The 12,871-nt window shown below is 59.8% G+C and carries 13 protein-coding genes and 1 pseudogene; all 14 read right to left on the reverse strand.

Translation table 11 applies throughout. The annotated features are described in order from the left end of the window. Nucleotides 1–197, reverse strand: a pseudogene (locus PMI31_RS04110) (type VI secretion system tip protein VgrG); the annotation flags it as partial. A gap of 203 nt (nt 198–400) precedes the next feature. Next, complete coding sequence (araH, locus tag PMI31_RS04115) at nt 401–1,369, reverse strand: L-arabinose ABC transporter permease AraH (RefSeq protein ID WP_043302204.1); 969 nt, start codon at nt 1,367–1,369, stop codon at nt 401–403. A 12-nt stretch (nt 1,370–1,381) separates the two neighbouring features. Next, nucleotides 1,382–2,920 (reverse strand): L-arabinose ABC transporter ATP-binding protein AraG, encoded by a 1,539-nt coding sequence (gene araG, locus PMI31_RS04120; RefSeq protein ID WP_008016422.1) that lies wholly within the window; start codon nt 2,918–2,920, stop codon nt 1,382–1,384. 65 nt (nt 2,921–2,985) lie between these two features. Next, the gene (locus tag PMI31_RS04125; RefSeq protein ID WP_008016423.1) at nt 2,986–3,990 is read right to left on the reverse strand and encodes a substrate-binding domain-containing protein; all 1,005 of its coding nucleotides are present in this window, start codon (nt 3,988–3,990) and stop codon (nt 2,986–2,988) included. A gap of 141 nt (nt 3,991–4,131) precedes the next feature. Next, nucleotides 4,132–4,950, reverse strand: a complete 819-nt coding sequence (locus tag PMI31_RS04130) for an SDR family oxidoreductase (RefSeq protein WP_008016424.1) — start codon at nt 4,948–4,950, stop codon at nt 4,132–4,134. 272 nt (nt 4,951–5,222) lie between these two features. Further along, nucleotides 5,223–6,098, reverse strand: coding sequence for an SMP-30/gluconolactonase/LRE family protein (locus PMI31_RS04135; protein WP_008016425.1), 876 nt, complete (start codon nt 6,096–6,098; stop codon nt 5,223–5,225). Between the two features lie 44 nt (nt 6,099–6,142). After that, a complete protein-coding gene (locus PMI31_RS04140; RefSeq protein WP_008016426.1) occupies nt 6,143–6,859 on the reverse strand; it encodes a FadR/GntR family transcriptional regulator in 717 nt (238 codons plus the stop codon). Nucleotides 6,860–6,951: 92 nt separating this feature from the next. Further along, complete coding sequence (locus PMI31_RS04145) at nt 6,952–7,512, reverse strand: DUF1285 domain-containing protein (protein WP_008016427.1); 561 nt, start codon at nt 7,510–7,512, stop codon at nt 6,952–6,954. 16 nt (nt 7,513–7,528) lie between these two features. After that, nucleotides 7,529–8,137: a DUF4823 domain-containing protein gene (locus PMI31_RS04150; protein WP_008016428.1), complete on the reverse strand. Its 609-nt coding sequence runs from the start codon at nt 8,135–8,137 to the stop codon at nt 7,529–7,531. 171 nt (nt 8,138–8,308) lie between these two features. Further along, entirely contained in the window at nt 8,309–9,277 is a 969-nt protein-coding gene (locus tag PMI31_RS04155) for a GTP 3',8-cyclase MoaA (RefSeq protein WP_008016429.1), read from the reverse strand. 137 nt (nt 9,278–9,414) lie between these two features. After that, complete coding sequence (locus tag PMI31_RS04160; protein WP_008016430.1) at nt 9,415–10,053, reverse strand: TetR/AcrR family transcriptional regulator; 639 nt, start codon at nt 10,051–10,053, stop codon at nt 9,415–9,417. 342 nt (nt 10,054–10,395) lie between these two features. Then, the gene (locus tag PMI31_RS04165; RefSeq protein WP_008016431.1) at nt 10,396–11,181 is read right to left on the reverse strand and encodes a TatD family hydrolase; all 786 of its coding nucleotides are present in this window, start codon (nt 11,179–11,181) and stop codon (nt 10,396–10,398) included. A gap of 72 nt (nt 11,182–11,253) precedes the next feature. Further along, nucleotides 11,254–12,240, reverse strand: coding sequence for a DNA polymerase III subunit delta' (locus PMI31_RS04170; protein ID WP_008016433.1), 987 nt, complete (start codon nt 12,238–12,240; stop codon nt 11,254–11,256). After that, nucleotides 12,233–12,865 (reverse strand): dTMP kinase, encoded by a 633-nt coding sequence (tmk, locus tag PMI31_RS04175; protein WP_008016434.1) that lies wholly within the window; start codon nt 12,863–12,865, stop codon nt 12,233–12,235. The genes PMI31_RS04170 and tmk overlap by 8 nt, the downstream gene beginning before the upstream one ends. Nucleotides 12,866–12,871: the final 6 nt, after the last annotated feature.

Here is a 12,871-nt window from a genome sequence, read left to right on the forward strand (position 1 = left end):
GATGCCGATTGGCCCATTAACGACTTGAGTTCCAGGCGGGCATCCTGACTGAGCAGCGACAGCTCGAAACTGAATAAGGTCGACAGACCCTCGGCGCCGGAAAAGCGCTCGAGCAGCAGTTCCTGCTGGTTTGCCATCGGGGTGGTGAACGTGATCAGGCGCCGGTTCTGTGGCGAGAATATTTTTGTCGGTTCCATTAACAAGCTTCCTGCGGCATCAACAATCCGTGTTTGCCTCAGGAACTGCACGCGCCTGTTCCCGGCAAAATCCAAGGATGGGGATTAAGGCGTGCAGGAATTTGTTTGTATGTAGGACGCTTCCTTTTTTATAAAAAACTCTACCGTTAGTTGAGTTTTGAGTGGGGAAAGGTGTGGGAGCAAGCTCCCACGGACAACAGGTTTCAGCGCTGTTTCAGTCGATCAATGACCACCGCCAGCAGCAAAATCGAACCCCGAATCACATACTGATAAAACGTATCGATGTTCTTCAGGTTCATCGCATTCTCGATGATCGCCAGGATCAATACCCCGGCAATCACGTGCCGAATCATCCCGATCCCGCCACTCAACGACACCCCGCCCAGCACGCAGGCCGAAATCACCGTCAGCTCGAAACCCTGGCCGATCATCGGCTGTCCCGAGGTCATGCGCGACGCCAGGATGACCCCGGCCAACGCGCCGATCACGCCATGCACGGCGAAGATGATGATCTTGGTCCGGTCGACATTCACCCCGGCCAGTAGCGCCGCTTCCTGGTTGCCGCCAATCGCCATGGTGTTGCGCCCGTAAGTCGTGTAGTTCAGCAGCCAGCCGAAAAACAGGAAGCAGACAATGGTGATCAGGATCGGCACCGGTACGCCGAACATCTGGCCGTTACCGAAGACGAAAAACGATTCCTGGGACACGCCCACTGCTTTGCCATTGGCGAAGATGTAGGCCAGGCCACGGACGATCTGCATGGTCGCCAACGTGGTAATCAACGCATTGACCCGTAGTTTGGCGATGACGATGCCGTTGATCAGCCCGACGATCAGCCCCATCACCAGTGCCGCACAGACTCCGAGAAACACGCTGTCGGTGTCGCGCATCACCACCGCTGCGACCACCCCGGCACAGGCGATCACCGAGCCCACCGACAAGTCGAAATGCCCGGACGCCAGGCAATACAACATGGTGCAGGCAGCAATGCCGGTGGTGGAAATCGCCAGGCCCAGGCCGCGCATGTTCAGCGGTGAAAGGAAGTTGTCGATCAGCAAGGTGCAGGCGACAAAGATGCCGACGGCTGCCAGCAGCATCACCCAGTCATCGAGGAAGCGCCGCAGGTCCAGCCGTCTGCGAGTGGTCGGCAGGGTGTTGTTTTGGGTTGTCATCATAGTCACCTCTCAGTTCGCCACGCCGTCGGCGCGTTGGCGCGGCAAAGCCAGTTGCAGCAGGTTGGATTCGTTGGCCTGGTCGCGGCTCAGTTCGCCACGCAGCGCGCCTTCACAGAGCACCAGGATGCGGTCGGAAATGCCCATGACTTCCATCAAGTCACTGGACACCACGATCACCGCGATCCCTTCCGTCGCCAGGTTATGGATGATCTGGTAGATCTCGGCCTTGGCACCGATGTCGATACCGCGGGTGGGTTCGTCAAGCAGCAGCACTTTCATCGGCATCGACAGCCAGCGGCCGAGAATGGCCTTCTGCTGATTACCGCCGGAAAGAAACTTGATCGGCTGCCCGGCGTGTGGCGTTTTCACCTTGAGCGCCTTGATCTGCCGGTCGGCGTTGTCCTTTTCCCACAGGCCACGCAACAGGCAGCCGAAGGTGGAATGGGCGCCGCGTGCGCTGATGTTGATGTTCTCGGCAACGCTGGCCAGCGGCAGGATGCCCTCCTTCTTGCGGTCCTCGGGGCACAACAGGATTCCGGCGGCAATGGCGTCTCGCGGTGAATGCAGTTTCAGTTCATGGCCTCGCAGTTCCAGGCGTCCGGCGCTGTTGCGCGCCAGGCCGCTGAGCAGGCGCAGCAGCTCGGTGCGACCGGCACCGACCAAGCCGAACAGGCCGAGGATTTCGCCTTTGTGTACCTCGAAACTCACCGGCTCGCGTAACCCGGGCCCGAGCAAACCGTCGACCTTGAGCGCCACCGCGCCGCGTTGGCGGGGGCGGTAATCGTAGATGTCCTGGATGTCGCGACCGACCATGCAGGTGACCAGTTGATCGTGGGTCAGTTGGCCCATGTCGTCGAACGTGCGCACGTATCGCCCGTCCTTGAACACCGTCACTGCATCACAGATGCGGAACACCTCTTCCATGCGATGGGACACGTAGAGCACCACTTTGCCCTCGTCCCGCAGCCGGCCGATGATCGCCATCAAGCGCTCGATCTCCCGCGCCGAAAGGCTGCTGGTGGGTTCGTCGAAGGCAATCACGTGGGCGCCACGGGACAACGCCTTGGCGATCTCCACCAGTTGCCGCTGGCCAAGGGACAGCCGCCCGACTTTCTCTTGCGGGTCGATTTCATCGGCCAGGCCTTTGAGACAGGCCAGTGCCCGCTGGCGCAAGGTACCGCGATTGATCAGGCCGAAACGGGCTGGCAGATGCCCAAGAAACAGGTTCTCCGCCACGGTCATTTCCGGCACCAGATGCAGCTCCTGGTGAATCACCGCGACGCCACTGCCGATGCTGTCGGCGGTGGACTTGAAGTCCATCGTCCGCTCGCCGATCTGCAAGGCACCACTGCTGGGAATGTAGGCCCCGCCGAGGATTTTCAGCAGCGTCGACTTGCCGGCGCCGTTCTCGCCCATCAAGGCATGAACCTGCCCCGGATGGGCGACGAAGCTGATATTGTCCAGCGCCTTGACCCCGGGAAAGGTCTTGCCGATCCCGTTGAAGCGCAAGCTGCCGCTGTGTTGTCGTGTATTTGTTTGCACGTGCATAACCCACCTCTTCACACCGATCAGGCAGCCCCGTCGCCGAGACCGCCGCTGAAATCAAACAGCCATCAGTTCCACAGGCCGATCTTTTCCAGTTCCTGCTTGAAGTTGTCGCGGGTGATCAGTGTCACGTCGTCCATGGCCGTGAGTTTCGCCGGTTCAGTGCCGGTGGTGACCCACTCGTACATCATGCTCGCGGTGTTGTAGCCCTCGATGTGCGGGCTTGGCAGCATCGAGCCGTAGAAGCCGCTGTCGGGTTTCTTCAGCTCGCCGATGGCGTCGGTACCGTTGATGCCGATGCCGATCACGTTGGCCGCAGCGAAGCCGGCGCTCTCGGTGGCACGCACGCCGCCGAGCACGGTGTTGTCGTTCATGCCGCCGATGATCAGGTTCTTCGCCGCACCCGGCAGTTTCACCAAGGCCGAGTTGGTGGCGTCCATGCTGCCCGGCACATCGAGGGTTTTCAGGGCCGCGAATAGGATGTGATCCTTCGGCATGCCGGCGTCTTCCAGAGCCTTGACCGAACCGTCGGTGCGCTTCTTGCCGGTGTCGAGTTCGTTGTAGGTGTTGATCACCGCATAGGTGTCTTTCCAGTCCCAGCCGCGTTTCTTCGCCTCAGTGGCCATGGCGTTACCCTGCTTCTGGCCGACTTCGAACGCGGCCATGCCGAGGTACGGCACGTCTTCCATGAATTTACCGCTGGCATCGACAAAACGGTCGTCGACGGCAATCACCTTCAGCCCGTTGAGCCTGGCCTTGGCCATGATCGCTGGGCCGAGGGACACGTCCGGCGGGCAGATCACGAACCCCTTGGCGCCATTGGCCGCGAGGCTGTCGATGGCAGACAGGGTTTTCTCACCATCCGGCACGGCGATCTTGATCAAGGTGAAGCCCTTCTCTTTCCCGGCCTTTTCGGCAAATGCCCATTCGGTCTGGAACCAGGGTTCCTCCGCCTGCTTGACCAGGAAACCGATTTTCACGTCCTCGGCCGCCAGCAGCGTGCTGCTCAGGCTGACCGCCGAGACCGCCAAAGCGGCACAGCACAGGGAACGGATAGCATGACGACGATTCATAAGCAGACTCCTTGTTATTGTTCTTGAGCGTTCTTTGAAAGCGTTCTTTGTAGCCAATGGACGGTAAGGCCGCACTTCCAATAGTCATATCGTATGATGATTGGATTTCGGACGCAGCAAAGCGCCCAAAAGCCCGAATACTCAGTCGTGGTACATCACCGAACGCCCACCATCGATGGTGATGCATGAGGCGTTGATGAACGGCGCTTCATCACTGGCCAGGAACACCGCCGTCATCGCCACCTCGATCGGCTGCCCGATACGGCGCGGCGGGTGCAGGTCAAATGCGCGCTGACGTTCGGCGTGGGAGTCGGCGAAACCGTTCCAGTAATCGATGTTGATCTGGGTTTCGATGTAGCCCGGTGCGATGGCATTGACGCGGATGCCCTTGGACGCATATTCGATGCCCAGCGCGCGGGTCAGGCCGAGCAGGCCATGCTTGGCCACCGGGTAAGGGAAGCAGCCCGGAATAATGTGGCTGGAATGGGTGGAGGCGATGTTGATGATGCTGCCAATGCCCTGCTCGATCATCTGCGGCAATACCGCCTTGCAGCCGTACCACGCACCGTCCAGGTCAATGGCAAAGCAGCGACGCCAGTCTTCCTCGGTCATTTCCAGCGGATCACGGAACACGTTGACCCCGGCGCAGTTGACCAGCACATCGATCCGTCCGTGCAGGTCGATTGCCAGCCTGGCCATGGCCTGCAGATCCTGGGGACGCGACACGTCGGCCTTGATCGCCACCACATCGGCGCCTTGACCGCGCCAGTGCGCCGCAACCTTCTCGACTTTTTCGGCCTGAATGTCGCTGATGATCAGCCTGGCTTGCTGGGACGCAAAGGTCGCCACAATCGCTTCGCCAATGCCCTGGGCGGCACCGGTGAGCAATACGACCTTGTTTTTCAGGCGTTCGCCTTTCGGTGGTTCGGGTACCGGCGGCAATGACAGTGGTTCAGCCATGGATCAAGACTCCTGTTCGATAGCACGACGAAAACCGGGCATCTGTCGATGTCCGGTCAAAAGGCGCTGAGTAAGAAACAGGTGGGTGCGAAAACGTTTCAGCTTGAAACGGTCTGGGACCTTGTCTCCGCAAGGGTGTGCGGGGGAGTTTCGCTGCATCACTTCACCTGTTTTGTTTTTTTAAGTGTGAGTGCATGTCACTGATGAGGCCGACTATAAACCCGGCTCGTTTAAAATCTCAATATATATATTTACATCCCATATTTTGGGATTTATCCAGCAAAACGCGTGCAATGCTTTCCAGGCACATCCACTGGAATCGACAACACGGCCCCATCCAACGGATGGCCCAGTGGACTTGCCGCGCTGGTGATGTACAGGGTTTTCAGGTCCGCACCACCGAACACGCAACTGGTGGGACGACTGATCGGCAGTTCGATGATCCGATCGACTTTGCCGTCTGGGCTCAACCTGAGCAGACAGTGGCCGTCCCAACGGGCATTCCAGATAAAACCTTCGGCATCCATCGCCGAACCGTCCGGGACGCCGCGTCTGTGCGGGCCAAACCAGGGTTGTGCGGGTTCGAGATTGCCGTCGGTGCGAATGAAATGTCGGTACAAGGTGCCATCGAGGCTGTCGCCAAAATAAACGCTGGTGCCGTCATCGCTCCACAACAGCGTATTGGGGATGCCCAGCCCTCGGAGCAGCGGCATGACTCGAGCGTCCCGATCAATGCGGAACAACCCGCCGGAGCGCCGTTCGATGGGCAGGTCTTCGCCCCGCTCGTCGATGTTGTTTTGCATGGTGCCGAGCCAGAGCCGGCCCTGGGCATCGCAGCGGGCTTCGTTGGGGCGGTTGCCCGGTTGCGGATCGGCGACGCAGAACAATGTCAGGCGCGGGTCCAGCCCGGGTGAGTCCAGGTCCAGCCGATACACGCCACTGCTCAGTGTCACCAGGGCGTCACCGCTGGCGCAGGGGATGAACGCCGATACATGCTCCGGCATCTGCCAGATCTGCACATTGGCGCCGATCAGCCGCAATGCCTGTTTACCGGCAATATCCACCCAATACAGGGCCTGGGTGGGCGCATCCCAGAACGGGCCCTCGCCAAGTTGCGCCCGGTGTCCGGTAACCGCGGTCCACGTCATGAAACCTCCTGCATTGTTCTTGTTTTTATGTGGGATTTTCGTTGTTAGCTGACTTTTCTATCGGCCATGACTTGCGGGTAGTAACGCTTGATCGCCAGGGCGGCGTTATCGATCAGGGTCATACAGGCCCAGACACCCCGGGCGGTATCACGGGCCGCGATGGCCTCGGCCAGGTCCCGGTGAATCGGCAAGGTACGACGCAGTTCATCCGGGTCGGCAGCGGACACTTCGAAGGCCACCGCCAGTAAGGCGCCGAGGGCGGGAACCATTTGTTCGATGAATTGATTGTGGCTGGCAGCGAGGATGCACTCGTGAAAGAACTGATCAGCACGGTTGTAGTCAATGCCGCTGTCCACCGCCCGTTCCAGCGCATTGCAGGCCATCAGGATAGCGTCCACCTGCTCGCCCGTTGCGCGCTCGCAAGCCCAGCGCACGGCCATCGGCTCGATGGTGCGGCGCAGGTCGAGCAGATCGTCGACGAAGTTTTCCGGCAAGCCGCTGTGCGACAACCAGCCGACGACTTGTGGATCAAAGAGGTTCCAGCGCCGCACCGGCAACACCCGCGTGCCGACTTTCGGACCGACCTCGAGCATGCCTTTGGCAACCAGGGTCTTGATCGCTTCGCGGATGACCGTGCGGCTCACGCCAAGTTGTTCGCCGAGGTCGGCTTCGACCTTGAGTGACTCACCCGGCTTGACTTGCCCTGTGGCGAGCCAGCATCCCAACCAGTCAACCGTCGACGCATGAAAGCTGCTGGACATGGACACCTCAAAGCCGTTCGCAATGGAGGTCCACGCTAATCATCATACGATTGGATGTCAATTTGAATTTACTGAGTACACAGGGTACTGCGTCAGGGCTCAAGACCGATGGGGAAAAACTCGCCGCCACTCCAGACACCGAGCCAGCGCTGGCCGTCGATTTCGCGACTCACCGCCAGCTCCACCAATTGATAGAACACGTTGCGATGAATCAACGCTTCAAGATTACTGCGCACATGCACGTAAGGCGCTGGCTCCTGCGTTATCGGGTCGATGACCACCCGCATCGGATGCTCGGTACCGGCCTCGGTGGTTTCATCGACGTTGGTGGTAAAGCGCAGCACCTGCGCCTCGCCCTCGCCTTCCACGTCCACCGCAATCGCCACGAATGGCGCATCGTCGACCTTGATGCCGACTTTTTCGACCGGAGTGATCAGGAAATAATCGTCGCCATCGCGGCGAATGATGGTGGAGAACAGTTTGACCATCGGCTTGCGCCCGATCGGCGTGCCCAGGTAATACCAGGTGCCGTCCCGGGCGATGCGCATGTCGATGTCGCCGCAGAAATCGGGATTCCACAGGTGCACCGGCGGCAAGCCTTGGGTCTTGGGGATTTGCCCCAGCAGGTCGTTGGCTTTTTGCGGGCCACTCATGGCGTTCTCCTTGGCATTACTGGTCGCTGAGGCCCAGCAGGCTGCGCGCGTATTGCTCCAGCGGCGGGCCCATCAGGTCTTCGGGTTTTTTATCGTGGAACGTCAGTAAACCGCCACGACTCTTGATGGTTGCAGTATCAATCAAATACTGGGTGCTGGTCTCGATCAACATGATCTGAATCATACCGCTGTCGATGCCGAGGCGGTCCAGCGCCTCCTGATCCAGCCACTCGTCAGAGTTGCCGATACGGTCGTCAGACTTGGCAAAACGGGTGTAGAGCAGATAGTGCGCACCGGCGGCACGGGCTTCGCCCATGGCCTGGTCGAGGCCTTCCGGTGTACGGGCACGGCGGACCATCGGGAAGTATTCGACGAAGCCATCGAACGCGACTTCAGCAATCACGTTGGGCCGTGGGTAAAGGGCGCTGCCCGGCGGCACGAAAGCGCCCTGGGCGATGTAGACAAATGAGTCCGGCTGAATGCGCAGGTTGTTTACGCGGCGGCTGTCGCTGTGGTCGAGCAACCCCGCATCGCTCATATGGTAACGAGTCCCTTCGGCCATATCGCTGACATTCATGCAGCCACCAAGTGCCAAAACGGCCAGCAGCAAAACCAGGCTACGCATCCTATCCTCCAGAGGCCGGTGTCGGAAAACCGGCGAATGGCCGTGGGATGCAGCTTTTGCGCCACCTCATGAGCATTGTTGACTTATCTATAGCCATCGCGAGCAAGCTCGCTCCTACACGGGTTTACGCAAAACCTTGTGGGAGCGTGGCTTGCCCGCGATGAGGCCGGTTCAACCGCCGATAATCTTCATGACAGTCGCTCCACCAGAGAACGCCACTTCCTGCTTGTCACCCAAGGCTTTCACCAGGAGTCTCTGCAAGGCCGGCAGCGCCTGGTGGCGGGGCTTGTCCAGCAGGTCGCCGATGTAGTGGCGATTGCTCGACGACAGGCAGCCATGCAGCCACCCGGTGGAGGACAGACGCAGTCGTGAGCAGGTACGGCAGAAAGGCACACTTTCGTTGGCGATCACGCCGAAATACCCCTGGCCGGGAATTTCATAGCGAACGGCCGTCGCATCGATCGGGGCATCGGCCTGCAGGTATTCGTAGCGCTCGCCGATCAGGCTCAGCAGTTGCTGGAGGCTGACGAACTGTTGCACAAAGGCATTGGAATCGTTGGCCAGGTGGCCCATGCGCATCAGCTCGATGAAGCGCAGTTCATAACCGCGCTCCAGACAGTAGTCGAGCAACGGCATCACTTGATCGAGGTTCTGCCCGCGCAGCGGCACCATGTTGACCTTGATCTTCATGCCGGCTGCACTGGCCTCGCTCATGCCGTTGAGCACAGTGGCCAGGTCGCCGCCCCGGGCAATGCCGCGGAATGCACTGGCGTCGAGGGTATCGAGGGAGACGTTGAGGCGCCGAATGCCGGCGTCCACCAACAGCGGCAGTTTCTTCGCCAGCAACTGACCATTGGTGGTCAGGCTGATGTCTTCCAGGCCCATCTTCCCGACCGCCGTCATGAACGCCTCGAGTTTCGGGCTGACCAGCGGTTCGCCGCCGGTAATGCGCAGACGCTCGATCCCCGCCGCTTCAATCAGATAAGCCACACCGCGCGCCATGGCGTCGGCCGACAATTCATCCTGCGCAGCCACCAGCCGCTTGCCGTTGGGCACGCAGTAGGTACAGGCGTAATTGCAGGCGGAGGTCAGACTGATTCGCAAGTTGCGAAAACGCCTGCCTTGACGGTCAACGATCATGGTCACTCCGGCGGAAGAATATCGGGCCGCTAAAACTTGACTCAGAAATCAAGTTTTAGCAAGTCCTCTACCTGAGTATATTCCTGCGGCACTGCGCCAAGTAGCGAAATCATGGCGCAATAAGGCAACTGAATGGCTCAGTTGCTCGGCGTGTCGGTGTCGCGCTTGCGTTTGTTGCCCATGCGCACGCCGATGTCCATGAGGAACTGGAAGAAACCTTCCTGGTCTTCCAACACGTTGCTCCAGAACGGCGAGTGATACAGCGCGACGGCACCGTGCACCAGCGCCCAGGACGCGCAGTAATGGAAGTAAGGTGGTACGTCTTCAAGCTTGCCTTCGCTGATCCGGCCCTTGATCAGCAGAGTCAGGCGGTCGAAGTTCGAGGCACGGATCTTGTGCAGCTCCTCGATCATCTCCGGCACCTGGTTGCCCTTGACCACTTTCTCTTCGAGGCGGTCGAAGAGGCGATAGCGTTGAGGATCGCGCATACGGAATTCGAAGTACGCACGGGACAGGGCTTCCTTGTCCTTGTCGACATCGGCCGAATGCAGCAATGCGTTCAAATCGCGCTCGTAGTCGAGCATCAGGCGCAGATAGATTTCCGCCTTGGATTTGAAGTGCTTGTAGATCGTGCCTTTGCCGATACCGACGGCATCAGCAATCATCTCGACGGTGACACTGTCTTCACCTTGTTCGAGGAACAGCTTGAGCGCGGTATCGAGAATTTCCTGCTCGCGGCGACGAAACTCACGGACCTTACGAGGTTCTTTATGCATAAGAAAAGGTCTGTCGGGGTCAAAATTCGAAGCCGCGTATTATGCCTAACTTGCACAAAAATGCACGGATCATCCGACCATATCTGTGCTTTCTGGTCATTCCGCGTACGTTTACAGCTTGATGAGAACTCTTCCGAAGCGCACGTATTCCAAATTTGTTTAAAAACCCGTGCCACCAAACTGGACTAGGCGCAATCCTGATCAATACTTGAAATGTCGGCGGGGCATCTCCCCCAAGTGTCACGCCGATATTGGTACCAACGGACCGCGTGCCATTGTTTTACTCCTAATGGTCTTAACCCGGATTCACCCCCCAGAACCCGGGTTTTTTTTGCCTGCGATTTAACCTTTTACGTGTGCCAGCGGGAACAGCCGCTTGAAATTGGCCGTGGTCTGCTCGGCAAACCGCTCGTAGGGTTCACCCCGCAACATTGCCAGAAATTCCGCTACTTCACGCACGTATTGCGGCAGGTTTGGCTTGCCGCGATGGGGAATCGGTGCCAGGTATGGCGAGTCGGTTTCCACCAGCAATCGGTCGGCCGGCACCTTGCTGGCCACATCGCGCAACGCATCGGCATTGCGGAAAGTGACAATCCCGGACAAGGAAATGTAATAGCCCATGTCCAGCGCAGCCTTCGCCATTTCCCAGTCTTCGGTAAAACAGTGCAATACACCTGCCTGGGGCAGCGCCGCCTCACGCAGCAAGTCCAGGGTATCGGTGCGGGCGCCACGGGTGTGGATGATCACCGGCTTGCCTGTCTGCTGCGCCGCTTGCAGGTGCAGGCGAAAGGATTCCTGCTGCAACTGCGCCGCTTCCGGCTCGTAATGGTAATCGAGGCCGGTTTCGCCGATGGCGACCACACGCGGGTGATTGAGCTCCTGCAACAACCAGTCCAGCGCTGGCGCGGCACCCGGCTGCACATCCAGAGGGTGCACGCCCACCGAGCAGTCGACATCGTCATAGCGTTCGGCCAGGGCCTTGACGTCGGCCGCGTTGTCCGCGCTGACACCAATACACAGAAAGTGCCCTACCCCGCGTTGCCGGGCAGCCTCCAGGGCAGCATCCAGGGAGCCGTCGTGGGCGGCCAGGTCGAGGCGATCAAGGTGACAATGGGAATCTACGAGCATAAGGGGCTGCAACTTACATCGAATGGGTGGGACGGTCGGGTGTTCTGATATTCAGAGTCTAGGCGCAGGCAGTCATCTTTGGGCAGGCAATGATGCCCATTGCACCAGCAATGCCTCCAGCAGCAAGGCCGGATTGAGGTTGGCCTTGCTCAAGACTTTCTGTCGCTGGGCGAGGATCCAGTCCTGAATATCGAGGACTTTGCCCTGGGCGCTTTTCTGCGCCAGGTATTGCACGACTTTGCGCATGTCGGCCAGGCCGAGGCCGGCTTCGTCCTGGGTCAACTGATAACGCAGGATCAGGCTCGACCAATCGCAGAACCAGTCGAACAGGCGCAACATCGGAATGCTTTTCCATTCTTCGGCCAGTTGCGTCGGCGACTGCTGTTGCTTGAGGAGTTTTTTCACCCCTTCGACCACTTGCGTGCGCTGTTCACGCACGCCCTGGGCCTGAAGACTGACCGCCGCCAGTGGCGAACCGGCAGCCAGCGTCAGCAGTTCGACGCGCTCTTCTTCGGAACACTCCGGCAACGCCTGAGCCAGCCACTTCAAGCTCATGGCCTCGCCCGGCAGCGGACAGGCCTGCTGAACGCAACGACTCTTGATGGTTGGCAACAAGCGACTCGGCTGATGACTGACCAGCAACAGAACCGTATCGCCGGACGGTTCCTCAAGGCTCTTGAGCAAGGCGTTGGAGGCGTTGACGTTCATCGACTCGACCGGCTCGATCAGCACCACCTTGCGCCCGCCCAACTGCGCGGTCTGCACCACGAAACTGACCAGATCGCGAACCTGATCGACCTTGATCGCCTTGTCGGCTTCTTCCGGCTCCAGGATGTAGTTATCCGGGTGGCTGCCAGCCTTGAGCAGCAGGCAGGATTTGCATTCGCCGCAGGCATCCAGCGCGACCGGGCGCTGGCACAGCAAGCTGGCCATCAGGCGCTCGGCCAGTGCCCGCTTGCCGATCCCGGCCGGGCCATGCAGCAGGTAGGCATGTGCATGCTGGGCGCGACCCGCCAGGTGCTGCCAAAGGGTTTCCTGCCACGGATAGGCCTCAGCCACGGCTCAACTCCAGCAGGCGCGGCAGCAAGGCATCCAGCGATTGCTGAACCTGTGCCAGAGGTTGGGCAGCATCGACCAGCACATAACGCGCAGGATCCGCTTCGGCCCGCTTGAGGAAGGCGGTGCGTACGGCATCGAAAAAGGCCCGGCCTTCGAGCTCGAAGCGATCCAGACGACCGCGAGCGCTGGCGCGGGCCAGACCCACCTCGACAGGCAGATCGAAAATCAGCGTGAGGTGCGGGCGCAGATCGCCTTGAACGAAGGTTTCCAGGGTCGCGATGCGCTCCAGCGACAAGCCGCGACCACCGCCCTGGTAGGCGTATGTCGAATCGGTAAAACGATCACACAAGACCACGGCACCACGGGCCAGCGCCGGGCGAATCACTTCAGCCAGGTGCTGGGCACGCGCGGCGAACACCAACAGCAACTCGGTATCCGGGTTCATGACTTCGTCGACGGGGGCCAACAGAACTTCACGGATGCGCTCGGCCAATGGCGTGCCGCCCGGCTCGCGGGTCAGCACCACCTCGATGCCGGCAGCGCGCAGGCGCTCGGCCAGGTATTCGCGATTGGTGCTCTTGCCGGCGCCTTCCGGGCCTTCCAGAGTAATAAACAAGCCAGTCACAGGCAG

Source organism: Pseudomonas sp. GM55 (assembly GCF_000282395.1).
GTDB lineage: Bacteria > Pseudomonadota > Gammaproteobacteria > Pseudomonadales > Pseudomonadaceae > Aquipseudomonas > Aquipseudomonas fluorescens_CC.

Excerpts from the sequence above, each read along its gene's own strand:
- PMI31_RS04140 (WP_008016426.1), bottom strand. The coding sequence starts at position 6,859 with ATGTCCAGCAGCTTTCATGCGTCGACGGTTGACTGGTTGGGATGCTGG.
- PMI31_RS04125 (WP_008016423.1), bottom strand. The coding sequence starts at position 3,990 with ATGAATCGTCGTCATGCTATCCGTTCCCTGTGCTGTGCCGCTTTGGCG.
- araG (WP_008016422.1), bottom strand. The coding sequence starts at position 2,920 with ATGCACGTGCAAACAAATACACGACAACACAGCGGCAGCTTGCGCTTC.
- PMI31_RS04165 (WP_008016431.1), bottom strand. The coding sequence starts at position 11,181 with ATGCTCGTAGATTCCCATTGTCACCTTGATCGCCTCGACCTGGCCGCC.
- PMI31_RS04160 (WP_008016430.1), bottom strand. The coding sequence starts at position 10,053 with ATGCATAAAGAACCTCGTAAGGTCCGTGAGTTTCGTCGCCGCGAGCAG.
- PMI31_RS04145 (WP_008016427.1), bottom strand. The coding sequence starts at position 7,512 with ATGAGTGGCCCGCAAAAAGCCAACGACCTGCTGGGGCAAATCCCCAAG.
- PMI31_RS04150 (WP_008016428.1), bottom strand. The coding sequence starts at position 8,137 with ATGCGTAGCCTGGTTTTGCTGCTGGCCGTTTTGGCACTTGGTGGCTGC.
- PMI31_RS04135 (WP_008016425.1), bottom strand. The coding sequence starts at position 6,098 with ATGACGTGGACCGCGGTTACCGGACACCGGGCGCAACTTGGCGAGGGC.
- PMI31_RS04130 (WP_008016424.1), bottom strand. The coding sequence starts at position 4,950 with ATGGCTGAACCACTGTCATTGCCGCCGGTACCCGAACCACCGAAAGGC.
- araH (WP_043302204.1), bottom strand. The coding sequence starts at position 1,369 with ATGACAACCCAAAACAACACCCTGCCGACCACTCGCAGACGGCTGGAC.
- PMI31_RS04155 (WP_008016429.1), bottom strand. The coding sequence starts at position 9,277 with ATGATCGTTGACCGTCAAGGCAGGCGTTTTCGCAACTTGCGAATCAGT.